Source organism: Achromobacter sp. JD417 (assembly GCF_041879325.1).
Taxonomy (GTDB): domain Bacteria; phylum Pseudomonadota; class Gammaproteobacteria; order Burkholderiales; family Burkholderiaceae_B; genus Achromobacter; species Achromobacter mucicolens.
Map to the genome: position 1 here is coordinate 287111 of NZ_CP087159.1, position 24236 is coordinate 311346.

Consider the following 24236-nt stretch of genomic DNA (forward strand, 5'->3'; position numbering starts at 1 on the left):
CATCAGCGGGCGATGACGGGCGCGGCCACCGGCGCGAAGGCGTCGTGGGCGGTCTGCGTGCGCTGACCGGCCTTGTGCACCATCGTGTAGGCGTAGTCCACGCCCATGCCGTACGCGCCCGAGTGTTCCTTGACGATTTCCATCACGGCATCGTACGAGTCGCGGCGGGCCCAGTCGCGCTGCCATTCCAGCAGCACCTGCTGCCAGGTGACCGGCACGACGCCGGCCTGGATCATGCGCTGCATGGCCATGTCGTGCGCTTCCTTGGACGTGCCGCCGGACGCGTCGGAGACCATGTAGATCTCGTATTCGCCTTCCAGCATGGCGCACAGCGCAAACGTGGTGTTGCAGACTTCGGTCCAGAGACCGGCCACGACGACCTTCTTGCGGCCATTGGCGGCCAGCGCGTCGCGCACCTTCTGGTCGTCCCACGAGTTCATCGAGGTGCGTTCCAGGACCTTCTGGTTGGGAAACACGTCGAGCAGTTCGGGGTAGGTGTAACCCGAGAACGACTCGGTCTCGACGGTGGTGATGGTGGTGGGAATGCCAAACACCTTGGCGGCCTTGGCCAGACCCACCGCATTGTTCTTCAGCGTCTGGCGGTCGATCGACTGCACGCCAAAGGCCATTTGCGGCTGGTGATCGATGAAGATGATCTGGCTGTTCTGCGGGGTCAGGACTTCGAGCTTTGCTTGGGACATGAAAATCACCTCGGGTTGGAATGGAGGGGCCTTAACGAGAATGTCAGGATAGGGGAAACGTTGGCGTCTCGACATTGTTCGAAGGTATGGCGCGTCCCCCTCAAGTAGGGTCAGTCGGGGCGCGTTTGATGCCCAGGGTGGCCAGTGCGGCGACGATGGGCGGCAGGATGAAACACCACATGAGAGACGCCCAGTACAGCAGCGCGGCAATGGCGCAGCCGGACGCAAACGCCGCCAGGGCGGGCAGCATCTTGCGCAGGCGGCCGACGGCGGCCGTGCGCGCTTCGCCGGAGACGCCCTTACAGAGGTCGGCAAGGTCGATCATCACCTGCGTGGTGGTGCCGGTCATGAGCGTGGACGGCGGCGCGCTGCCCAGATGCATGCGCTGGATCGCATTCTGGATACCCATGGCCGCGACCAGCAGCATGCCGCCAATCACGGCAACGGGCGCGTCGCTGTCGGGAAACGGTCCGTAGGCAACCAGGACTGCAGCGGCGGCGGCCAGCAGCAGCACCTTCGCGCACATGAGCTTGGACATCGCCGTGTCCGCGGCCGCGAAACCGGATGCAAACAGGCGCGTCAGCACGACGACGGCACAAAAGAGCGGCAAGGCCAGGAGCTTGGCGAAGGCGCCGGTCGTGCCGTGAACCAAGGCTGCGCCCAGCGTGACGAAGTTGCCCGTCACGTGCGCCGTGAACAGGCCGTTCAGCGCCAGGAACCCCGCCGTATCGACGTATCCCGCGTTAAAGCCCAACAGGCCGGTGAATCGGGGAGATACGGGGGTCTGTTCCATGATGTGCAAGGTAAGTGTTGATGGCGCGGTGCCCGTTGGACCGGCGGTGCATCCGGTGCGACGGACACTGCGTAGGCAGATACGAAGGCCACTACCGCCGTTCGTTCAGGTCCTGCCAGATCACCAGCAGGAACCCGCCCACCAGCCCAAGGTGCTCGAAGAACGAGTTGGCGGCGAAAAAGCGCGCCTGGCCGGGCGGCATCTCCCAGAACTGCAGGGCGACGAAGGTGGCGAGCAGCGTGAAGATCGCCAGCCCCAGCGCTCCGATCCAGCGGTGCCATCCGATCAGGATCATGAGCGAGGCGATGAGCTCCAGGGCGATTACGACCACGGCGAAGAACGGTGCGGGCGTAAGCCCGAAATGGGTCATTTCGGCAATGGCGCCGGGAAAGTCGGTCAGCTTGACCAGCCCGCCCTGAAGATACGCCGCGCACAAGCCCAGGTAGGCGGCAAAGCGGGCAACGCGGCCTCCGAGAATGGGGCGCGCGATGCCGGCCAGCGAGGTTGAAATGCTCGACATGGGTTCGGTTCCTTACACGGCCCAGCACGAGCAACCCAGCGCGCCGAAGAACGACTTCTGGTCCGAGGCCGGCACGCTGGAGGCCCACGCGTTGGCATGGCTGTGTCCATGCAGGCCGCATGCGCTGGCGCAACCGCAGGCCGCGGCAAAGCGCTTGTAGTCGAGCGAATTGCGTCCCGCGCCTTCCGGGTCGCCCCAGGCGGCATAGCCGCCGAACAGGCGCGTGGGCGACCAGTCGGGCATGGCGGGCGGCGGCGCGTTTTCGTCGAGCTTGGCGAAGTCGCCGGCGCCGTAGACCACGCGCCCGCCCACTACGGTCAGGTCGGACGTCAGGAACGAAATCTCTTCATCGGCCACCGCGAAGTAATCCTGGGACGGGACCATCAGATCGGCGAACTGGCCCACCTGGATGCGGCCGCGCTTGCCTTCGTCGTTGGAGAACCACGCGACGTTCTCGGTCCACATGCGCAGGGCCGTTTCGCGGTCCAGCAGGTTTTCATGCGGATACAGCGGCATGCCGCCGACGGTTTTGCCCGTGGTCATCCACGACAGCGAAATCCACGGGTTGTAGGACGCGACGCGCGTGGCGTCGGTGCCGGCGGACGTTTTCACGCCTTTTTCCAGAATGCGCTTGACCGGGGGCGTGGCTTGCGCGGCCTTCGCGCCGTAGCGCTCGACAAAGTACTCGCCCTGGTATGCCATGCGGTGCTGCACGGCAATGCCGCCGCCCAATGCGGCGATCCGGTCGATGGACATGTCCGAGATCGTCTCGGCGTGATCGAAGAACCAGTTGATGCCGGTGAGCGGCGTGTCGCGATGCACTTTCTCGAATACGTCCAGCGCGCGCGTGATCGTTTCGTCGTAGGTTGCGTGCAGGCGCCACGGCCACTTGTTCTGTACCAGGACGCGAACGACCTCTTCCAGTTCGCCTTCCATCTCCGGCGGCATGTCCGGGCGTTCGACCCGGAAGTCCTCGAAGTCGGCCGCCGAGAACACCAGCATCTCTCCGGCCCCGTTATGCCGGAAGTAATCGTCGCCCTGCTTGTACTTGACCGAAGACGTCCAGTTCAGGAAATCTTCTTTCTCGTGCTTGGGCTTTTGCGTGAAGAGGTTGTACGCAAGCCGCACCGTCAGCTGGTTGTCGTCGGCCAGCTTCTGGATGACGGCATAGTCGTCCGGATAGTTCTGATAGCCGCCGCCGGCGTCGATGACGCCCGTGACGCCCAGCCGGTTCAGCTCGCGCATGAAATGGCGTGTGGAGTTCAGCTGGTAGTCGAACGGCAGCTTCGGACCCTTGGCAAGGGTTGAATACAGGATCGTGGCGTTGGGTTTGGCAAGCAGCAGGCCGGTCGGATTGCCATTCGAGTCCCGGATGATCTGTCCACCTTCGGGGTCCGGCGTGTCGCGGGTGTAGCCCACCACGCGCAGCGCCGCAGCGTTCAGCAGCGCGCGATCGTACAGATGCAGCAGGAACACCGGCGTGTCCGGTGCGACCGCGTTGATTTCCTCGATGGTCGGCAGACGCTTTTCAATGAACTGGTGCTCGGTGAATCCGCCCACCACGCGCACCCATTGGGGCGCGGGTGTATTGGCGACCTGCCGGCGCAGCATCTCCATGGCATCCGCCAGCGACCGCACGCCGTCCCACCGCAGCTCCATGTTGTAGTTCAGGCCGCCGCGCACGACGTGCGTGTGGTTGTCGTAAAGCCCGGGCAGGACACTTTTCTTTTTCAGGTCAACCAGCCGGGTGTTCGATCCCGCCAGGCGCAGGACTTCCCGGTCGCTGCCCACCGCGACAAACTTGCCGCCCTTCACGGCGACGGCGCCCGCTTCCGGATTGGCGCGGTCCAACGTGGCGAAGCGGCCGTTGTAGAAAATCACCTCCGGGGGACCGTCTGCCAGCGGCGTGCCGCTCTGAGACTGCGACCCGGCATTTGCCCGGCCGGCCCACATGCTGTTGAGCGCAAACGCTGAAGCCAGCGAAGACGCCGCTCCCAGGACTTGTCGACGCGAAGCCATGCCACTCTCCTCGATTAATTTCGCGGTGGGTAGGTTTTCATGGCGTCTGCCGGGGCGCAATCCGACATTAGGTTCGTCACCCTATACCTTCGACGAATGGCGTCTGCACGGCGCACACGCGTATCGTCTTGCGGTTTGCGTGCTGCGCGTCGGCGCAATCGTCCGTCACGCTATACGGCCGGCTCAATACGGCGTTGGAATACGCCTGGATCAGCGGCGCCGACAATGCCGGCTCGGGCTCACGCATGACGAACAACCGGTCGGTGTTCGGCTTTCGCGGCGAAGAGGACCTGGGCGATGGCCTGTCGGCGATCTTTCAGATCGAGAGCGGTATTGCGGTGAACACCGGGCAAGGCGAGATCGCCAGCCGAAACACGCGCCTTGGGCTGGCATCGCCTTACGGCACGTTCTTTCTGGGCAACTGGCACACGGCCTACACCGAGTCGACCATGAAAATGGATCCCTACTATCCGATGACGGCGGGATACATGGCGTTGATGGGCAACGGTTCGGCGTCCAGCTCGGGCAACGTCGAGAACACGAGTTCGTTTGATCGACGGCAGAAAAATTCGTTGCATTTCCGGTCGACGGACTGGCATGGCTTGAGCGCTCTGTGTATGCGTACTACTCGAAGATCAAGAACCGCTCGAATGCAGCGTACGACTTCGCCATCAATGAACTGGGCGTGACCGCTGGCGCCAGCCCGCAGACGATCGCGTTGGGGCTGCGGCACAGCTTTTAGAATTGGTGAGAATTAACGATTCATTAATTCTTCGCCCTCTATAGTCGCGCTCGTCAGCCGGCGCGGGCCCGTTCAGGGTCCAAGCGCTTGTCCAGCGCGATTGTCATGAGCCGGTTGCCAACAACAACAAAAGGCGAATGATGAATCTGGCAGCCATGAAAGTGAGTTCGCGTCTTGCGATCGGTTTTCTCTTGCTTGTTCTTGCGTTGGTGGTGCTTGGGGGCCTGTCCCTGTACGCCGTGAGGACGCTGGACAAGTCGATGTACGACATCGTGAACGTGAACAACCAGCAGTTGAAGCTGGCGCTGCAGATGCGCGAGCTGGTGCAGGGCCGGGCGATCGTGGTGCGCAACATCGTGCTCTACACGGACCCGCAAGCCGTGGCCAATGAGATCACCCGGGCCGAAGACATGGCGGCGCGCTATCGCCAAGCCAATGAACGTCTTGCGCAGATGTTTGCGAGCGATGCCGGTACCCTTGCCGCGGAAAGGGATCTGCTGGCCGCCGCGCGCCGCGCGGAACAGGACGCGACGCCCATCTACCTGCGTGCGCTGGAAGCCGGGCGGCAGAACAACACCCAGGAAGCCGCCCGCATTCTGCGGGAAGAACTGCGCGCCAAGCAGGACGCGTGGCTCGACCAGTTGCTGTCGCTTGCCAACCTTGAATCCCAGCTCAACGATGAATCGGCGAAGCAGGCGGCGGCGACGTCGGCGCGTCTGCAGAGCACGATCATTGTGATCATGTCGATCGCGGTGCTGGTGGGCGTCCTGTCGGCGTGGCTGGTCACGCGCAGCATCCTGCGGCAGCTGGGCGGAGAACCCGCCGACGCGCAGAAGCTGGCCGGCGCCATTGCCAGCGGCGATCTCACGACGGCGCTCAAGCTCGATGAGCGGGATCATTCGAGCCTGATGTACTCGCTGGAAACGATGCGCAGGCAGCTTGCGTCGACGGTCGGCACGATCGTCAGCGCGGCGGAATCCATTTCCACGGCGTCGGCGCAGATTGCCGAGGGCAATGCCGACCTGTCGCAACGCACCGAGGAGCAGGCCGCATCGCTTGAAGAAACGGCCGCCAGCATCGAAGAGATGACCTCGACCGTGCGGATGAACCAGGACAATGCGGCCAGCGGCAGCAGCCTTGCCGTCGATTGCAGCCAGCTCACGGTTGAAGCGGGCCGCGTGGTGGGCCAGGTGGTCGATGCGATCGGGGCCATCTCGGCCGATGCGCAGCGCATGGGCGAGATTGTGTCGGTGATCGACAGCATCGCCTTCCAGACCAACATTCTTGCGCTCAATGCGGCCGTGGAAGCGGCGCGGGCCGGCGAACAGGGCCGCGGCTTCGCCGTGGTGGCGACGGAAGTGCGCGCGCTGGCGCAGCGCAGCGCCACGGCCGCCAAGGAGATCAAGGGCTTGATCGAAAACTCCCAGCGTGCGGTAGAGGGCGGCGAGTCGATGGCGGCCACGGCGGGCGGCCAGATGGAGAAGGTACTCGACGCCGTGGCAAGGCTCAAGGAGGTGACCGTTGAGATCGCCTCGGCTTCGGCCGAGCAGACCGCCGGCATCGAGCAGGTGAACGTGGCGGTGTCGCAAATGGACACGATGACGCAACAGAATGCGGCGTTGGTCGAAGAGTCAGCTGCGGCGGCCGGCGCAATGGCCACGCAGGCGAAAGAGCTGTTGCAGGCGGTGGCGCGCTTCAAGACGGAACGGCAGCCTGGCGCGGCGCAGCCCGGCGCGCGTTACGAGCGGTTGGCGCTGGCAGCACCTGCGCACGCCTGAGGCGGCAACCTGACCGTATGATGCGGCCTGGGGCGGCGAGCGCGCGGCCCCATGCAGCAGCTGTCAACGCACACGGAAGGGGAATACTGACATGCGAGTTCTGTTGGTTGAGGACGACGCGATGTTCGCGGACGCGTTGACGCTGGCACTCGAGGAATTGGATTTCGCGGTGACGCTCGCGCAGGACGTCGAGGCCGCCAAGGTGCTGCTGCTGCAGCACGCCTTCGCGCTCGTGCTGCTGGATATCGGGCTGCATCGCGGTTCGGGATTGGATGTGCTGCGTTTTGTGCGCCGGCGCGGCGATGACGTGCCGGTGATCCTGATGACCGCGCGGGACGCGTTGAGCGATCGCATCAGGGGGCTTGATATTGGCGCCGATGATTACGTCATCAAGCCGTTCGAGCCCGCGGAGCTGTTTGCCCGCATGCGCGCCCTGCTCAGGCGCAGCGGCGTTCCGGGCGACAAGATCCTGGCCTGGCGTCATGTGAAGCTGGATCCGGGCCGGCGCGAAGCCTTCGTCGACGAGGCGCCGACACGGTTGTCGGAGCACGAGTTCCGCACGCTGGAGATGCTGCTCAGGCACGCGGACCGGCTGGTGTCCACGGAAGAGCTGCGCGTGCACCTGTATGGCGCGGGCCGGCCTGGCGAGAGCAACACGATCGCCGTGTTCATTCATTCGCTGAGAAAGAAGCTTGGCAAGGACACCATCGAGAATGTTCATGGTCAAGGCTACCGGCTGGCCCGGGATAGCGGCTGATGCGGCGGGTCACGAATTCGTTGCGCGCACAGGTCCTGTTGGGCATCTTCAGCGCGCTGCTCGTGTCGTGGCTGGTGCAGTTTGGCTTGTATTGGAACAGCGTGACCCGGGCCGAATCCGGGGTGCGCGATCATGAGTTGAATGCCTTGGTCGACAGCATGGCGTTCTTTCTGGCGATGGTACCCGCCACCCACGACATCACCCGCGAGTTGCCGGTGCCCGCCTTCCTGGCGCGCCCGGCTGTCGGCAAGACCGAGATCCAGGTCTGGGACCGCGTGACGAACCGCCTGGTGCTTGCGTCCAAGGACGCGCCGCGCACGCGGATGATGCACGGGAACACGGTTGGGTTTTCGTGCGTCGTCCAGGGCGGGGACACGTGGCGGGTGTACACGGGGCTGGACGAATCCGCGCGTTTCGAGATCGTGGCGGGTACGCCCACGCGTGCGTTTTACGCGGGCCTTGCCGATCGGTTCGAATTGGGCTCGATCGTCACGCTGCTGATGTTCGGCGGGATCGGGGGCATCACGATGCTGGTCGTCTGCCGTTCCGTGCGCAAGCTTGGCCGCGTGGGTCAGGAAATTGCGCAGGCCAGCGTGACCGATGGCGTGACTGTTGACGAGCGGGCAGTCCCGGCTGAATTGTGGCCCCTGATACGCGCGATCAATGAACGGCAGCGCCGCGTGGCGGAGCTGATCGAGAACGAGCGCCGGTTCATCGGTGATGCCGCCCATGAGCTTCGCACGCCGCTGGCGGTGCTGGCCGTGTACGCGGACACGGCGTATCGCGTCAATGATCCCGTCAAGGCGAGGATGCTGATGCAGAAGATCGCGGAGACCACGCGCCGCAGTTCCCGCATCGTCGAACAGCTGCTGGACCTGGCCCGCACGGACCGCAACGACATCCAGCTCGAGCCGGTGAATCTTGCGTCCGTGGTGGCCTTCGTGCTGCGGGACATGCAGGCTTCGTTCATTCATCGCGCCCAACAGGTCACCGTGGATGCCGCGCCGGTCTTGATCATGGGCCAGGTGGATGCGCTGGGCATCCTGGTGCGCAACCTGCTGGACAACGCGGGCCGGTACAGCGGCGAGAACAGTGCGATCAGCATTGCGCTGCGTTGGGAGCCGGAGGGCGTCACCCTGGCGGTCGCGGACAACGGCCCGGGCATCGCGCGGCCATTGCGCGAGCGCATCTTCGATCCGTTCTATCGCGGGCCGGGCGCGCCAAGCCACGGCAGCGGGCTGGGGCTGGCCCTGGTTGCCAGAATTGCCCGCTCGCACGAGGCGCGCGTGACCGTTGACGAAGGGCCCGAGGGGCGCGGCGTCTGCTTCAACGTGGTGTTCCCGCTGCCCGGCGCAGCGGCCGCCGGGCTTGCGTGACGAGGCCAAAGCAGAACGGGGTCCCGTGTCATTTTGTGACTGAATGCGGCGTTGCCAAGTCCGCTGTCCGCGCGGATATACAACCAAAAGATGGTATCCGCAAACGGCTGATAATCGCGGGCGGATGGTATCCAATTATCGGAAATAAATACTTTGGATAATATCTTCTATGGTGTGCCTAGCATTATCAGACGTATGCCGTAGACCTATTTTTATAATTAACGGGATATAACCCCGATTATTAACGGGGACGCAAAAAAAATCGTTATACAGTGCCTCCTTTTTTCGAGAGCTGACCCTAAATTCACGCCGGCTGCATTATTACTTGCCGATACTTTTTATACATATCGGCAATAGGTGAAAGGAAGCTCGATTAATCCGGAGGATTGAAGTTTTGGCACACGGCACAAAGAAGTGGCTGACGGCGACGCTCGCCTTGAGCGTGTCCTATGTGGGCAGCGTCACCGCTGCGGACCTGACCCTCGGGGCGGGCAATACGCAGGTGTTTGACGGGTCGGCCAACTTTCCCGGCGGAATCGATGTCAATGGCGGGACGGCGGTAGTCGGCGGCAATGGGGGCGGCGCGGGCGTGACGATTGGCGGCAACGTCAACGCCATGTCCGGCGGCACCGTGGCGGGTTTTGGCGCGATCAACGGCGACCTGAACGTGACGGGCAATGCCCGCGTCGCGCCGGGATACTGGGTGGACACGCCCACCGGCGTTTCCAACGGCAATCTCGTTGTGAATGGAAACCTGGGCATCAATAACGGCGTCTTCGATTTCGAGACCGGCTATGCCGGACTGCCCATCACGCAACCCGGCACGGGCGACAACATCACGGTGGGCGGCAACGTGGCCCTGAACAACGCGACGTTGAACGTGAAGGTCAGCACGCACGGCGTCAACGCGGGCTTCTACCGCATCATGTCGTACGGCGGCACGTTGAGCGGCAGTGGCCTGACGCTGGGCACGGTCTCCGGCGACTCGGTGCCGGCCGCCACCATCCAGACGCTGACGGGCGACAAGCACATCAACCTGGTTCTGGGTCCCAGCACGACCAACCTGTGGAATGGCAATGGCGTGGCCTCCGCGGCAAACGCCGGCGGCGGCAACGGCACGTGGAGCGCCGCGAGCACGAACTGGAACAGCCCGACCAACGCCACCGGCGCGCTGCCCAGCGGCGGCTATGCGATCTTCACGGGCGCGGCGGGCACGGTCACCGTCGACGGCAGCGCGGGCCCGGTGCGCGTGTCGGGACTGCAATTCGCGACGGACCGGTATCGCCTGCAGGGCGCGCCGATCACGCTGGCCGGCACCGGCGGCAACCCGCCCGTCATCGTCGTCGGCGACGGCACGTATGCGGCGGGCAGGTTCGTGGACATCATCGACAACCCGCTGCAAGGCACCGAAGGCTTTGTGAAAACCGGCGTCGGCTCGATCATCCTGAACGGCGACAGCAGCAACCTGACCGGTCCGATCTTCATCGCCGACGGCGCGCTGGAGATCAACGGCAAGCTGAACGGCCCGATGGACATCGGCCGCGAAGTGGTGCTGGCCGGTGTCGGCCAAGTGGGCAGCACGACGCTATACCCCACGGCCGTCATCTCGCCGGGCAACGACGGCACGCCGATGGGCACGCTGACGGTCAACGGCAACCTGAATTTCGGCCAGGACACGGTTTACCGCGTGCATGCCGATCCGGCCAGCACCCTGAGCGACCGCATCCACGTGACGGGCGTCGCCACGCTGGACGGCACCGTCGCCCACGTGGGCCCGAACGGCAACTACGCGCCGCGCGCGACGTACAACATCCTGACGGCCGACGGCGGTATTCAGGGCCGTTTCACGGGCGTGTCTAGCGCATACGCGTTCCTTACGCCGTCGCTCAGCTATGACGCGAAGAATGCGTTCATGACGCTCGCGCGCAACGACGTGCCGATCGGCAGCGTCGGCGGTTCGGAAAACGAAACCAACGTGGGCGGTGCGCTGGACCAGCAGGCGCCGCCTTCGAGTGGCAATGGCTCGGCGCCGGCAGGCAACGGCGCCGCGCCGTCGGGTAGCGGTTCCAGCCAGGCAGGCAGCGGCTCGGCTCCGGCGGAAAATGGCGCGCCTTCGACCGGCAATGGTTCTGCGCCGACGGGCACCGGCTCGGCCACCACCGGCACGGGTACGGCCTCGGCCGGCGGCGACGCTGCACCGGTTGTCACCCAACCCGTTGCGCCCGGCGCCGATTCGTCGCTGATTGCCAGCGCCAATGGCGCGGGCAAGGCGACGGGCGCCAGCCAGGTCACGGATGCCGTGCTGGCCATGACGCCGGGGCAGGCGCGCGCGGCGTTGAAGCAGTTGTCCGGCGAAGCGTACGCGAGCACGGGCAGCGTGCTGCAAACCCAGGGCGACGCGGTCACCACCTTGCCGCTGTCGCATCTGCGCGGCAATCTGGACGCGCCGATGCGCGCCGGCCGGCCGACGGCGCAATTGGGTGCGACGTCTTCCGACGCCCTGCCGCAAAGCGGCGCATCGCCGATCTGGGCGCAGGCGTTCGGCAACTGGAGCACCTTCAACGGCGACGGCAATGCGTCCACCGTGCGTCAGTCCTCGGGCGGGCTGTTCGTGGGCGGCGATGGCGACGTGGGCGGCGGCTGGCGTCTGGGCGGCGCGGTCGGTTATACCGGGAGCCACAACTCGATCTCCGACGTGTCCTCGCGCATGAGCGTGGACAGCTACACGGCGACGGTCTTCGGCGGCAAGAACTTCGAAGCCGGTCCGGGACACGTGCGCTTCATGGCGGGCGCGGCCTACACCTGGCACGAGATCGACGCCAAGCGCAACGTCGCGGCCGGCAGCCTGAACCAGCGTCTGGAATCGTCCTACAACGCGTCGTCGACGCAACTGTTCACGGAGCTTGGCTACAAGCTGCCGCTTTCGGACGCCTATGCGATCGAGCCCTTCGCCGGCGTGGCCTGGAACCAGATCCGCACGCGCGGCTTCCAGGAGACGGGCGGCTCTGCGGCCCTGCGCGGCCAGAGCAACACGGACGATGTGACGAGCACCACGCTGGGCCTGCGCGGCGCCATGCTGATCGGCACGGACAGCGCGCCTGGCCGCTTGACGGCGACATTGGGCTGGCGCCACGCGATGGGCGATGTGAAGCCCACGCAGAAACTCGCCTTTGAAGGTGGCAGCACCTTCACGGTGTCGGGTGTGCCCATCGCGAAGAACGCGGCGGTGCTGGGCCTGGGCGCCGAAGTGGCGATCACGCGCAGCACGACCGCGGGCGTGGCCTACGACGCGCAGTTCGGCAGCGGCAACCGCCAGCAGTCGGGCATGTTCAAGCTGATGACGCGCTTCTGAGGCGCATGGGCGTGGCCGCATGACTGCCCGTCACGGCAGGATTGCGCGCCGGCCCCGCATGCCTGCAACGCGCTGAGTGCGGGGTCCACGGGCCCGGCCCTCAGCGCGTTTTACTTTCGGGGTCTGCTTTGGAAATGGGAGGCGGCAGGGGCAGGCCCTCTGCCCGGGCCAGTCTTTCCATCGCGACTTCCAGGATGGCGCGCGCCTGCCCGGCGGCGCGGCCCAGGTCGCTGTGCAGCTGCGCGTCGTCGTCGTTGCGGGACGCGCACTGCACGCTGTAGCGTTCGAAGCTGCCCACCATCAGCAGCAGGTCGGCCAGGTGCTTCGGGCATTCGCAGGCCAGGCCGCTGCCGGACGCCATGATGGTCAATAGCGCATGCTCGTCAAAGCGCAGATCCAGCGTGGGCTGGGCAGGCGCGGTCGGCAGCCGTTCGCCGGCTAGCGCCGAGCGGCACAGCAGCAGCAATTCGCCGATGTCCGCCGGAACGCGGGCGGCCAGAAAACCGTGGGCGCGCAAGGCGCGGATCGTCGCGCTGGCGCAGAACCGGTAAAGCACCAGCACGGCGACGTCGCCGCACGCTTTTGCAGCCGCGGCAATCAGCGGCAGCGCGCTTTCATGCAGCTCGGACAGTTCGATCACCAGAACCTCGAGGTCCGCCTCTTGCGGCGTGAGGGCGACCTGCTCAAGGTGCGGCCAGCTTTGTTGAACGATCACGTCCAGGCCGTCGCGTCCGCTGCCGGCGATGCGCCGTGCCAGGTTGGCGCCGGCCACGCCCAAGCGCAGCGGCCCCTGCGCCGCGGGTTGGCGCGCGGCGGCGCCAGCCAGTTCCTGCAGCTGTTCGATGGGCATGGGCGCAAGCACGCCGATGGCATGCCCCTGATCGACCAGTTGCTTGAGCAGGCTGAGACGGCGCACCTGTTCGGCGGAATACAAGCGCTGGCCCCGTGCCGAGCGTTCAACATCGGACAGGTTGTAGCGGCGCTCCCAGACGCGCAGCGTCTCGGGCGAGAGCCCCGCCAGGCGCGCCGCCACGCCGCTGCGGTACGTGATGCGGCCGTCGTCGGATTGCTTGGATTCCATTGTTTTCCTTGACCCGGTATTGAACCGATATGTTTGCATAATAGCGGTTCAAATCGTGGACGAGAAGAAGGTAGACGCGTAAATTCCTTCATCAAGCGGTTCAACTTCCCCCTATTCGAGGCCGCTTTCGGAACCCGCGCTCGCGGGAGGTCACTGGACAAGGAGTCAATCATGAAACGTCTTTTGGCAGGAATTTCGCTCACCCTGGCGCTGGGCACCGCGCACGCCGCCGACATCGTGGACACCGCCAAGTCGGCCGGTTCGTTCAATACGCTGGTCACCGCCGTGCAAGCGGCCGGGCTGGTCGACACGCTGAAGGGTCCGGGCCCGTACACCGTGTTCGCGCCGACCGATGAAGCCTTCGCCAAGGTGCCGAAGGACAAGCTGGACGCGCTGCTGAAAGACAAGGCCGCGCTGACCAAGGTGCTTACCTATCACGTCGTGCCGGGCAAGGTCATGGCCAAGGACGTCAAGCCGGGCAAGGTGAAGACGGTTGAAGGCAGCTCGTTGACCATCGCGGTCAATGGCGGCAACGTCACCGTGGACAACGCCAAGGTCGTGAAGACCGATGTCGCGGCGGACAACGGCGTCATCCACGTCATCGACACGGTGCTGATGCCGAAGTAGGGGTTTGTGTAGGTAGCAGGCCGTACCGATGTCCGGCCTTGATAGGTCACCTTGACGGTGCGTGGCCTATCTTTTTTCTTCATGACCGGCAAGCCGCCTCACCGGCTTGCCGGCCCTGGCCCCGGTTCAGTCCGTATGCCGATCCAGCGACATCGTCAGCCGGAACCGGCTGGCGGGGTGGTACGTCACGCTGATTTCGATGGTTTGCCGGGTGGTATCGATGTAGCTGCGCAGAATGCGCAGCGCAGGTGAACCCGCTTCGGCGTTCAATGGGCTGGCCACGCGCGCCGGCAGTGCAACCGCCTCGATGTCCTGGCGGATTTGCACGATGTTCACGCCGTAGTTCGCCTCGATCAGGCTGCTGATCAGTTCCTGAGGATTCTCGCGCACGCGCGGAACGATGTCGCGATAGGCCGGGTCCAGGTACGCGTCCGTCCAGCCGATGGGATTTGCCACGTCGTCGCGATTGCGGCGCAGGCTTGATATGCGCAGCCAGCGCGTGCCGCCTGCACAGCCCAGCGTCTGGGCCAACGTCAGGTCGGCGACCTCGTCGGCCACGTCGAGAACTTCGCGGGTGTGCGCCTTGCCGAACTGCACCACACCTTCTATCGAAGTCAGCGCCTGCTTGTAGTTGGCCGCCGGGCGCGCCGACTCCACGCGCGTGCCGACATTCTTGCGGCGCGACACCAATCCCAATTGCTGCAGTTCCTGCAGCGCCAGCCGCACGGTATGCCGGCTGGTGTCGTACTGCGCCGCCAGTTCCAGCTCGGTGGGCAAGAGGTCGCCCACCTTGTGATGGCCCGCGACGATCGCCTCGCTCAGCGCCGCCGTGAGGCGCGCCGCTGTCATCCGTGTCATGGATTGCTCCTAGTCGTTTCCAAAGCACCCGCGGGTATACCCCGATATCCCGGTCCGTAAAGCATCCCTAGACTTCCAATATGTTCGAACATATTGATATGTTCGTGGTTTCAGCGAGGTTAGCATGCCAGTTTCTCCGCTGGGCGGGGCCAGCACGGTTTTGGACTCCGTTCTTTTTCGTGACGCCTTCGGCACCGCCGAAGCCCGCGAGATTTTCTCCGATGAGGCGACGCTTGCGCGCTATGTCGAGGTCGAGGTCGCGCTGGCCCGGGCCCAGGCCCGGCTGGGGCTGATTCCGACCGAGGCGGCCGAACAGATCGCCGCCCGCGTCAAGCCTGCCGCACTCGATCTGCCCGCATTGGGCCAGCAGACCGACATCGTGGGCTATCCCATCCTTCCGCTGGTCGAGCAGCTTGCCACGCAATGCGGCGAAGCGGGCGGCTATCTGCACTGGGGCGCAACGACGCAGGACATCATGGATACCGGCATTGTGCTGCAGGTGCGCGCCGGCCTGGACGTGATCGAGCGCGACCTGTCCGAGGTGCGTGAAGTGCTGGCGGGCCTGGCCGAACGTCACCGCGCCACGCCGATGGCCGGGCGCACGCACCTGCAGCACGCGTTGCCCATCACTTTCGGCTACAAGGCCGGTGTCTGGCTGTCGATGTTCGACCGGCATCAGGAGCGGCTGGCGCAGCTGCGCGAACGCGTGCTTTGCGTGCAGCTGGCGGGCGCGGCCGGCACGCTGGCGTCCATGGGCGAGCACGGCCTTGCCGTGCAGCGCGAGCTGGCCGGGGAGCTGAGCCTTGGCGTGCCCGCCACGACCTGGCACGTGGCGCGCGATGCGTTGGCCGAAGTGGTCAATCTGCTGGCGTTGATTGCCAGCTCGCTGGGCAAGGTGGCCACCGACGTGATGATCATGGCGTCCACGGAATTCGGCGAACTGCGCGAACCCTTCGTGAAGGGCCGCGGCGCCAGCAGCACGATGCCGCAGAAGTGCAATCCCATTTCCAGCGAGCTCATGCTCGCGGCGGCCAAGGCCGTGCGCCAGCATGCCGGACTGATGCTGGATGCCGCCGTGCAGGATTTCGAGCGCGCCACCGGGCCGTGGCATGCGGAGTGGATCGCCATTCCGCAGAGTTTCATCCTGACCGCGGGCGCGTTGCATCAGGCCAGGTTCGCGCTGGGCGGCTTGAGCGTGGACGTGGAGCGCATGGGCGCCAATCTGGGTCTGACGCACGGGCTGATCGTGGCCGAGGCCGTGATGATGGAACTGGCACCCGCGTTGGGCCGCCACAATGCGCATCACATCGTCTACGACGCCTGCCGCGCCGCGCTCGGCCGGGGATGCAGCCTGGCCGAGGCGTTGCTGGATTCTCCCGAGGTCGCCGCGCATTTCGACCGCGAAGCGCTGGCGCGCATCACCGACCCCGCCAACTACCTGGGCCAGGCGCCCGCGCTGGCCGACCAGGCCTGCGCCCGCTCGCGCGCGCTGGGCTATCCGCACCAGGAGCCGCGCGCATGAGCCCCTTGCAAAGCACCGACGCCCCGCGCGGCGTGGAACAGACGTACTTCGATTCGCTGGCGAAAGGCGTGTGGCGCGTGCCGCGTTGTGGCGGCTGCGGCCAGGCGGTCTTTTACCCGCGCCAGATCTGCCCGCATTGCGGCGGCGCGCAATTCGACTGGTTCGAGCCCAGCGGCCGCGGCGTCATTCATTCGACCACCACGGTGCGGCGTTCGCCCGAGGCGGGCGGCGACTACAACGTGTGCCTGGTCGATCTGGAAGAAGGCTTTCGCATGATGAGCCGCGTCGAAGACGCCCCTGCCACCCGGCCCCGCATCGGTGACGCCGTGCGCGCCGAGGTGCGAGCCCATGGCGACGCCAACCGCGTCGTGTTCAGCCTGGACGAGCAAGCATGAAAGACAACGCATTTCGCGGCGCCGCCGCGATCGCCGGCATCGGCCACGCGGGCCTGGGCAATGCCGCCGGCTACACCGAAATGGAAATCCTGGCGCAGGCCAGCGCGCGCGCCGTGGCGGACGCCGGGCTGCGCATGAGCGACATCGACGGACTCTGCACGTGCAGCGCGTCGGCGGCCATGTGGGCGATGCCGGTTGCCGAGTACCTGGGCATCAAACCCGCGTTCATCGACAGCACCATGCTGGGCGGCTCGAGCTTCGTCGCGCATCTGGCGCCGGCCGTGCATGCGCTGATGTCCGGCGAGTGCAACGCAGTGCTGGTCTGCTATGGCAGCACGCAGCGCTCGGGCACGATGAATCGCGCGGCCGTCGGCAAGATGCGCGCGGCGCTGGATCCGCAGCCCTTCGAGGCGCCCTACGAGCCGCTGCAGCCCATCACGGCCTACGCGCTGGCCGCCGCGCGCCACATGCACGAGTTCGGCACCACCCGCGAGCAGTTGGCACAAGTGGCCGTGTCGGCGCGCGAGTGGGCGCAGCTCAATCCGGATGCGTACTCGCGCGATCCGCTCAGTCTTGATCAGGTGCTGGCGTCGCGGCCGGTGTGCGATCCGTTGACCGTGCGCGACTGTTGCCTCCTGACCGACGGCGCAGGGGCATTCGTGTTGGTGCGCGCCGACCGCGCGCGCGACCTGGCGCAGCCGCCCGTCTATGTGCTGGGCAACGCCACCGAGGTCTGGCATCGGCAGATTTCATCGATGCAGGACCTGACCGTCACCGCCGCGTCGCGCTCGGGGCCGCGCGCGCTGGCGCAGGCCGGGGTGGGGGTGGCGGACGTCGACCTCGTCTGCCTGTACGACGCGTTCACCATCAATGTGCTGCTGTTCCTGGAAGACCTTGGTTTCTGCCCCAAGGGCGAAGGCGGCCGGTTCGTGGAGGGCGGCCGCATCGGACCCGGCGGCTCGCTGCCGGTCAACACCAATGGGGGCGGGCTGTCGTTCGGCCATCCCGGCATGTACGGCGTGTTCCTTGTGCTGGAGGCCGTGGCGCAGTTGCGCGGACAGGCCGGGGCGCGTCAGCAGTCCGCCGACATCGCCCTGGTGCACGGCAATGGCGCCACGCTGTCCAGCCAGTCCACGGCCGTCCTCGGTACTGCGGCCGCGCTCTGATTTCATCCATCCAACCTGGAGACCTGCGGCGCGTCGCGCGCCGCGGGCTGCGTTCATGATCGACAAGATATCTCCCTCGCTAGAGGCTGCGGTCAGCGTGATCGGCGACGGCGCCACCGTGATGGTGGCCGGTTTCGGCGACTCGGGCCTGCCTTGCGCCCTGCTGCACGCGTTGAAGGACGCGGGCCCGCGCGATCTCACCATCGTTAGCAACAACGCGGGCACCGGCGACTACGGGCTGGCGGCGCTGCTGTCCGCGGGCCTCGTGCGCAAGGTGATCTGCTCGTATCCCAAGTCCTCGGGGTCCGACGTGTTCACCGCCTTGTACCGCGCGGGCAAGGTCGAACTGGAAGTCGTGCCGCAAGGCACGCTGCTGGAACGCATCCGCGCCGCGGGGGCCGGACTGGGGCCGTTTTTCACGCCGACTTCCTACGGCACGCCGGTGGCCGACGGCAAGGAGCAGCGCGTCTATGAAGGCAAGGGCTACGTGCTGGAGAACCCGCTGCCCGCCGACTTCGCGCTGCTAAAGGGCGACCGGGCCGACCGCTGGGGCAACCTGACCTACCGCCTGGCCGCGCGCGGCTTCGGTCCGGTGATGGCCATGGCCGCGCGTCACGCCATCGCCGAGGTCAATGAGATCGTGCCGCTGGGTGAGCTTGCGGCCGACGCTGTGCACACGCCCGGCATCTTTGTTCAAAGCGTCGTCCGCCTGGAGGCTCGCCATGACGGTTAAACCCCTCTCCCGCCAGCGCGTGGCGCAGCTTGTTGCCGACGACATCCCCGACGGCAGCTACGTCAACGTCGGCATTGGCATTCCGACGCTGGTGGCGGGCTGCATCGCGCCTGACAAGGAAATCATCCTGCACAGCGAAAACGGCATTCTGGGGCTGCGCGGCTTGCGCGACGGCGAGACGCCGGACCCCGACCTCATCAACGCCAGCAAGGTGTCGGTGCAGTTGCTGCCCGGTTCCTCGATCTGCGATCAGGCAACGTCGTTCGCGATGATGCGCGGCGGTCATCTGGATCTGACCATTCTTGGCGGCTTTCAGGTGGCGCCCAACGGCGACCTTGCGAGCTGGTCGCTCGGCCTGCCCGGCGACGTGCCCGGCATCGGCGGTGCGATGGACCTGGTGGCCGGTGCGCGCCGGGTCGCGGTCGCCATGCAGCATTGCGACCGCGACGGCAATTCCAAGCTGGTCAGCGCCTGCACGCTGCCGCTGACCGGTCGCGGCGTGGCCGACGTGATCTACACGGACCTTGCGGTCATCGACATCGACGCCGAGCGCGGCTTTGTCGTGCGCCGCATGTTGCGCGGCCTGGCGCGCGAGGCGTTGCAGGCCGCGACCGCCGCGCCGCTGGCCTATGCCGACGACATCACGTTTATCGAACCCTGACGCGCACTACGCGCAATAAAAACGAGTGAAGGAGACACCATGACACTGTTGCACAAGATCAAGAAAGGCGGCGCTCTGGCTGCCATGACGCTGGGCCTGGCCGCGCTGTCGGCCACAGCCCAGGCCGACTACCCCGAACGCCCCATCCAGCTCATCGTGGGCTATCCGCCCGGCGGGTCGGCCGACGTCGTCGCGCGTCCGCTGGCGGTCATGCTGGGCAAGAAGCTTGGCGTGCCGGTGGTGGTGGAGAACCGTCCCGGCGCCGGTTCCAGCATCGGCACGCAGGTGGTGGCGCGGGCCAATCCGGACGGTTACACGGTCGGCCTGGTGCTGGCGGCGCACGCCATCAATCCCAGCCTGTACAAGAGCCTGCCGTACAACACCGAGAAGGACTTTGCGCCCGTGGGCAAGATCGCTGACCTGCCGCTGGCGCTCTATGTCAATTCGCAGTTTCCGGCCAAGACGGTCGGCGAGCTGATCGCGTACGCGAAGGCCAATCCGGGCAAGGTGACGCTGGCTTCTTCCGGCAACGGCAACACCACGCATCTGGCCATCGAGCTCTTTGCGACCAGCGCCGGCATCGACATTTTGCACGTGCCCTACAAGGGCGGCGGCCCGGCCCAGACGGCTGCGCTGGGTGGCGAAGTCTCCGGCCTTTTTGATGGCCCGCATTCGCTGAGCATGGTGCAAAGCGGCCGCGTGCGCGTGCTGGGCTTTGCCAGCAAGGACCGCCTGGCGCTTGCGCCGGAGGTGCCGACCATCGCCGAAGCTGGTCTGCCCGGATTCCAGGTGTCGGGCTGGTACGGCCTGGTGGCGCCGGCCGGCACGCCTCAGCCGGTGATCGACAAGCTGAACAGCGCGCTGAACGAGGTGCTCAAGGGGCCTGACTTCCCCAAGACGGTCGAGCCGCTGGGCTACATCGTCACGCCGTCCACGCCGGCTGAGTTCGGCGCCTTCGTGGCCGACGAGTCGGCGCGATGGAAGAAGGTCATCCAAGAAGCGAACATCAAACTGGACTGAGGCAAGGCATATGAGCAGCGATTCGACCGCCGGTCTTCCCGACCTGGCCCGTCCCGGTGTGATCGTGGGGGTGGTGGGCGCGGGCCTGATGGGACGCGGCATCGCGCAGGTGGCGGCGCAGGCGGGTTATGTGGTGCGCCTGCATGACATGCGGGCGGGCGCCGCCCGCGAGGCGCGGCAGGACATCCTGGCGACGCTCGCGACGCTGGCCGCCCGCGGCAAGATCCCGTCCGAACAGGCGGAAGGCGCCGACGCGCGCCTGATTGCCGCGGCCACCCTCCAGGACCTGCACGACTGCGAACTGGTGATCGAGGCCATCGTCGAGTCGCTGCCCGCCAAGCAGGCGCTGTTTCGCGACCTGGAGGCCGTTGTCTCGCGGCAGTGCGTGCTGGCCACCAATACGTCGTCGCTGCTGGTCACTGAGGTGGCCAGCGGGTGTGCGGCGCCGCAGCGTGTGGGCGGCCTGCACTTTTTCAGCCCCGTGCCGCGCATGAAGCTGGCCGAAGTCATTCCGGGGTTGCGCAGCGCGCCGGGTCTGGCCCAGGTGCTGGCGGCGTTCACGCGCCGGCTGGGACACACGGCGGTGCTGGCACGCGATACGCCGGGTTTCATTGCCAACCACGCCAGCCGCGGCTATCAGCCCGAAGCCTTGCGCATTGCGGGCGAGCAGATCTGCGACGTTGCGGGCATCGATGCGATCCTGCGCGACGCGTGCGGGTTTCGCATGGGACCGTTCGAACTCTTTGATCTGACCGGGCTGGATGTGTCGCACCCGGCGGGCGAGTCGATCTACCGGCAGTGGTTCGACGAAGCGCGGCATCAACCCTCCATCATCACGCGGCAGCGGCTGGCCGGCGGCGTGCTCGGACGCAAGACCGGCCAGGGCTTTTACCGGTATGGCGACGATGGCAAGCGCATCGATCCGGACACCGGCGACGTTGCCGTGGCGGTGGACCGGCGCGTCCCGGTGTGGATCGCGCCGTCCGGTCTGCCTTTTCGCGCCACGCTGGCGGCGCGCGTGGTGGCCGCTGGCGCAACGCTGGAGGCCGGTGAAACGCCGTCGGACGCGGCGCTGTGCTTCGTGCTGCCCGTGGGCGAGGACGCCACGGCCGTGTGCGCTCGGTTGGGACTGGACGCGCGGCGCGTGGTCGCCGCCGATCCGCTCTTCACGTTGACGCGCTACGCGATCATGCTGACGCCAGTGACGTCCGCCGCCATGCGAGACCAGGCGCGCGCGATTCTGCAACAGGACGGAGCTGCCGTGACGTGCATCCAGGACAGTCCGGGCTTTGTCGCGCAGCGCATCGCCGCGACCGTCGTCAACAACGCGTGCGCCATGGCGCAGCAGGGCATCGCCACGCCGGAAGACATCGATCAGACGGTGATGCTGGCGCTGGGGTATCCGCGAGGCCCGTTCGCGCTGGGCGACGCGCTGGGGGCGCGCACCGTCCTGCGGATTCTTGAACAGTTGCACGCACGCTATCTGGAACCGCGATATCGCGCGAGCGCCTGGCTGTCGCGCCGGGCCGAGTTGGGCTTGCCGCTGGGCACGGTGGCGAGCTCGCGCTGAAGGCGGCGGCGCCGGTCATCTATCTTGACACCCATCCGCCAGGCGTTGCGTCCGCCTCGCGCTTGCGATGCGCAAAATTCAGCGTCACCATCAGCCCCGCCGCCATCGAGAACAAATGCTTGAGCGTGTGGCCGCTCATGAACGCGAACGTATGGTAGATCTGATAGTCCAGCAGTTCTGCGGCCTTGGCCAGCACGTAGAACCCGATGGCCGCGCCGAAATACAGCCGTTCGCGCAGCGGGGTGCCGTTTCTCCATTGCAGCAGCGGCACCAGCACCAGCGGCATGAACTGCACGAAGAGGTACGGACGCAGATCGCCCGTGGATGTGTGGTCGGTGTACCACCACCACGCCACGCTGCCCACGGCAAGCGCGGTCCACAGCACGTCGACCCAGCGGCCGTCGCCGACGGTTTCGCGCCAGACGGCCGACAGGATGCCGGCGCACAGCAGCGCGATGGGCAGGCGGTCCCAGATCAGGCGCGCGTTGTCGGGCAAGAGGTGATACCACCCGGAGCCGAAGGCGGTCAGCATGAGCGCAAGGAAGAACACCGTGTAGCCGGGTCGGATGGCGTCCAGCGCACGCAGGTGGCGCGAGTGCATGACCAGCGCCAAGCCATACCACCCGACCACCGCGAAGCCCAGGTTGGAGAGCACATCGCCCGCGTTGGGAATGCCCAGCCACGCGCGCTTGTCGGCAAAGTCGTGATAGTGCTCGAGCTGGGCGATCGGCCCGTGCAGCACGAGGCCCACGGCCACCAGGATCACCACTGTCCATGGAAGCAAGCGGCGCGTGTTCAGGCCGGGGGGCGTTGCAGCAGGTAGTGTGCTCATGCGGTTCTTCCCCGGCAGGCGGGCGTGCCGGCTAATGCTGATAGTAAAGGCGGCGCCCGCCGGTCTCCAGCCCCGGCGCTGCGGGTTTCGCAGGATTTTTATGTCGTTGTGTATCGGCGCGCCGGCAGCGCCGGGATCAGCCGGCGCGCGGCAGCCAGTCCGAGACGGTCGCAAGGACCTGCTCGGGCATCTCGCGGTGCGGCACGTGGCCGCAGTTCTCGAAGATGACGGGCTGCGCGCCTGCCAGTTGCGCAATGCGCTCGGCGTGCACCGTGGAGCCGTATTCGTCGTTGTCGCCGTGCAGCGCCAGCGCGGGGCATTTCACCTGCGCCAGCTGCGGGTCCAGCGTCCAGTCCGCGAAGTCCGGCGACAGCCAGGTGTCGATCCAGGCGCCCAGCACCCAGGCCGCCTTGTCGCCGTGGTACTTCTTCAGGCGGTCAAGTTGTCCGGGCTGCGCGAAAGACTCGCGCGCCTGGCGGATGCCTTCCAGAGTGCGTTCCTCTGCGTAGACCTGCGCGGATTCGGTGATGAGCGCGCGGCACGACTGCGGATATGCCGCGGCGCTGGCAATGGCCATGCCGCCGCCGACGCTGTGGCCAAACGCCGCGAACTGGTCCAGTTCCAGCGCTTCGCGCACGGCGCGAAATCCCTCGATGGCTTCGCGCACCACGAAGTCCACACCCAGCGTGCCCTTGTACGGGTCGGACCGGCCAAATCCCAGGCGGTCGTAGGCGATGACCTCGCGCCCCGTCGCGCCGGCCAGCCGTTCCGGAAAGTCTCGCCACAGCTCCACGCATCCCAGCGAATCGTGCATCAGCACGATGGGCGCGCCGCTGCCGGCAGACGTGGCGGATGCGGCGGGCGTCCAGCGCCGCACGAAAAGCTGGCCGCCGGCGGCGGGGACGAATACATCTTGGAATTCGACGGACGACATCACGGGTTCTCACGGATTAGATGGCACGGGACGCCTCTGGGGCGCGGCAGCACGCCAGCCGCCTCCCGGGGACAGTTCGAAATAGTAGCGTAGGCGCGCCCAGGCGCTTGCTGGCGTGGCGCGCCGGTATCAAAGGCGTGACGTTACGAATGCAATTGCTACTGCACCACGGCGGACCGTGTCCGCACGCACATCATTTGTCGCATTACATGCCCTGCCCGCGCGCCGATTTTCGCCGGCGCGCCACTACGATGGCCGCAGTTATTTACCGCACCAGGAGCAAGTCATGAAGATCCCTTTCCGCCACCTCGCCGGCGCCGCCGCGCTCATCGCGGCCCAGTGCTACGCAGGCACCGCCAGCGCGCAGTGGCTCGACGCCGTAAAGGGACAGATGGAAGGCGCGGGCCAAGGCAGTGCAACCCAGGGCGGCGCCGCCCCAAGCAATGCCGGCCAAGGCGGCATCCTGCAGGGCCTGGGCAACAGCCTGCCGCTGTCTTCGCTTACTCCGGCCTCGGCCGGCAACGCGGCCGGCGTGCTGGAGTTCTGCATGAAGAACAACTACCTGGCCGGTGGCGATGCGCAGGCCTTGAAAGACAAGCTGATGGGCAAGATCGGTGGCGGCTCGACGCAGAAGGCCAGGTCGGATTCGGGATACCTTGCCGGCCTGCAAGGGCTGCTCAACGGCAGCGACGGCAAATCGGTGGACCTGAGCGGCGGCGGGCTGAAAGAGGAACTGACCCGCAAGGCGTGCGATCAGGTGCTCAAGCACGCGAAGTCGTTTCTGTAGCGGCGTCCCATC

The 24236-nt window shown here is 66.2% G+C and carries 21 protein-coding genes and 1 pseudogene; 14 read left to right on the forward strand and 8 right to left on the reverse strand.

Features of this window, described 5'->3' with window-relative positions; genetic code table 11:
• Positions 1–2: 2 nt before the first annotated feature.
• The 4 genes from LN047_RS01335 to LN047_RS01350 form a co-directional block, all read right to left on the reverse strand.
• Complete coding sequence (locus LN047_RS01335) at positions 3–701, reverse strand: hydrolase (RefSeq protein WP_373980977.1); 699 nt, start codon at positions 699–701, stop codon at positions 3–5.
• Positions 702–801: 100 nt separating this feature from the next.
• Positions 802–1494 (reverse strand): YoaK family protein, encoded by a 693-nt coding sequence (locus tag LN047_RS01340; protein WP_373980978.1) that lies wholly within the window; start codon positions 1492–1494, stop codon positions 802–804.
• A gap of 91 nt (positions 1495–1585) precedes the next feature.
• Positions 1586–2014 carry a DoxX family protein gene (locus LN047_RS01345; RefSeq protein ID WP_226847749.1) on the reverse strand — a complete coding sequence of 143 codons (429 nt, stop codon included), beginning with the start codon at positions 2012–2014 and terminating at the stop codon, positions 1586–1588.
• Positions 2015–2026: 12 nt separating this feature from the next.
• Positions 2027–3916, reverse strand: coding sequence for an amidohydrolase (locus LN047_RS01350; protein ID WP_373982095.1), 1890 nt, complete (start codon positions 3914–3916; stop codon positions 2027–2029).
• Positions 3917–4155: 239 nt separating this feature from the next.
• Here LN047_RS01350 and LN047_RS01355 point away from each other — a divergent pair.
• The 5 genes and pseudogenes from LN047_RS01355 to LN047_RS01375 all read left to right on the forward strand — a co-directional run.
• Positions 4156–4641, forward strand: a pseudogene (locus tag LN047_RS01355) (porin); the annotation flags it as partial.
• A gap of 289 nt (positions 4642–4930) precedes the next feature.
• Complete coding sequence (locus tag LN047_RS01360) at positions 4931–6553, forward strand: methyl-accepting chemotaxis protein (RefSeq protein ID WP_279214731.1); 1623 nt, start codon at positions 4931–4933, stop codon at positions 6551–6553.
• Between the two features lie 91 nt (positions 6554–6644).
• On the forward strand, positions 6645–7310 hold the full coding sequence (locus LN047_RS01365; RefSeq protein ID WP_373980979.1) for a response regulator transcription factor: 666 nt from the start codon (positions 6645–6647) through the stop codon (positions 7308–7310).
• A complete protein-coding gene (locus tag LN047_RS01370; protein ID WP_373980980.1) occupies positions 7310–8686 on the forward strand; it encodes a sensor histidine kinase in 1377 nt (458 codons plus the stop codon). The genes LN047_RS01365 and LN047_RS01370 overlap by 1 nt, the downstream gene beginning before the upstream one ends.
• Positions 8687–9080: 394 nt before the next feature.
• The gene (locus tag LN047_RS01375; protein WP_373980981.1) at positions 9081–12038 is read left to right on the forward strand and encodes an autotransporter domain-containing protein; all 2958 of its coding nucleotides are present in this window, start codon (positions 9081–9083) and stop codon (positions 12036–12038) included.
• Positions 12039–12138: 100 nt separating this feature from the next.
• Here LN047_RS01375 and LN047_RS01380 read toward each other — a convergent pair whose 3' ends face one another.
• On the reverse strand, positions 12139–13119 hold the full coding sequence (locus LN047_RS01380; protein ID WP_373980982.1) for a MerR family transcriptional regulator: 981 nt from the start codon (positions 13117–13119) through the stop codon (positions 12139–12141).
• A 171-nt stretch (positions 13120–13290) separates the two neighbouring features.
• On the opposite strand from LN047_RS01380, the gene LN047_RS01385 reads away from it, so the two are divergent.
• The gene (locus LN047_RS01385; RefSeq protein ID WP_062840036.1) at positions 13291–13746 is read left to right on the forward strand and encodes a fasciclin domain-containing protein; all 456 of its coding nucleotides are present in this window, start codon (positions 13291–13293) and stop codon (positions 13744–13746) included.
• A gap of 126 nt (positions 13747–13872) precedes the next feature.
• Here the strand turns inward: LN047_RS01385 and LN047_RS01390 are convergent, their stop codons facing one another.
• Positions 13873–14604, reverse strand: a complete 732-nt coding sequence (locus LN047_RS01390; protein WP_373980983.1) for a GntR family transcriptional regulator — start codon at positions 14602–14604, stop codon at positions 13873–13875.
• 124 nt (positions 14605–14728) lie between these two features.
• Here LN047_RS01390 and LN047_RS01395 point away from each other — a divergent pair, with 124 nt between their 5' ends.
• The 7 genes from LN047_RS01395 to LN047_RS01425 are packed head-to-tail and all read left to right on the forward strand — an operon-like array spanning position 14729 to position 21671.
• Positions 14729–16126: an adenylosuccinate lyase family protein gene (locus LN047_RS01395; RefSeq protein ID WP_373980984.1), complete on the forward strand. Its 1398-nt coding sequence runs from the start codon at positions 14729–14731 to the stop codon at positions 16124–16126.
• Entirely contained in the window at positions 16123–16521 is a 399-nt protein-coding gene (locus LN047_RS01400; RefSeq protein WP_373980985.1) for a Zn-ribbon domain-containing OB-fold protein, read from the forward strand. The genes LN047_RS01395 and LN047_RS01400 overlap by 4 nt, the downstream gene beginning before the upstream one ends.
• Positions 16518–17687: an acetyl-CoA acetyltransferase gene (locus LN047_RS01405; RefSeq protein ID WP_373980986.1), complete on the forward strand. Its 1170-nt coding sequence runs from the start codon at positions 16518–16520 to the stop codon at positions 17685–17687. Before LN047_RS01400 ends, LN047_RS01405 begins: the two co-directional genes overlap by 4 nt.
• A gap of 55 nt (positions 17688–17742) precedes the next feature.
• A complete protein-coding gene (locus LN047_RS01410; protein WP_142051743.1) occupies positions 17743–18420 on the forward strand; it encodes a 3-oxoacid CoA-transferase subunit A in 678 nt (225 codons plus the stop codon).
• On the forward strand, positions 18410–19081 hold the full coding sequence (locus LN047_RS01415; protein WP_373980987.1) for a 3-oxoacid CoA-transferase subunit B: 672 nt from the start codon (positions 18410–18412) through the stop codon (positions 19079–19081). Before LN047_RS01410 ends, LN047_RS01415 begins: the two co-directional genes overlap by 11 nt.
• Positions 19082–19120: 39 nt before the next feature.
• Positions 19121–20101, forward strand: coding sequence for a Bug family tripartite tricarboxylate transporter substrate binding protein (locus LN047_RS01420; protein WP_373980988.1), 981 nt, complete (start codon positions 19121–19123; stop codon positions 20099–20101).
• Positions 20102–20111: 10 nt separating this feature from the next.
• Entirely contained in the window at positions 20112–21671 is a 1560-nt protein-coding gene (locus tag LN047_RS01425; protein ID WP_373980989.1) for a 3-hydroxyacyl-CoA dehydrogenase, read from the forward strand.
• Between the two features lie 19 nt (positions 21672–21690).
• On the opposite strand, the gene LN047_RS01430 is transcribed toward LN047_RS01425, so the two are convergent.
• Together LN047_RS01430 and LN047_RS01435 are read right to left on the reverse strand one after the other, a co-directional pair.
• A complete protein-coding gene (locus LN047_RS01430; protein ID WP_373980990.1) occupies positions 21691–22503 on the reverse strand; it encodes a hypothetical protein in 813 nt (270 codons plus the stop codon).
• Positions 22504–22639: 136 nt separating this feature from the next.
• Positions 22640–23437, reverse strand: coding sequence for an alpha/beta fold hydrolase (locus tag LN047_RS01435; RefSeq protein WP_373980991.1), 798 nt, complete (start codon positions 23435–23437; stop codon positions 22640–22642).
• Between the two features lie 286 nt (positions 23438–23723).
• On the opposite strand from LN047_RS01435, the gene LN047_RS01440 reads away from it, so the two are divergent.
• On the forward strand, positions 23724–24224 hold the full coding sequence (locus tag LN047_RS01440) for a DUF2501 domain-containing protein (RefSeq protein WP_373980992.1): 501 nt from the start codon (positions 23724–23726) through the stop codon (positions 24222–24224).
• Positions 24225–24236 lie beyond the last annotated feature (12 nt).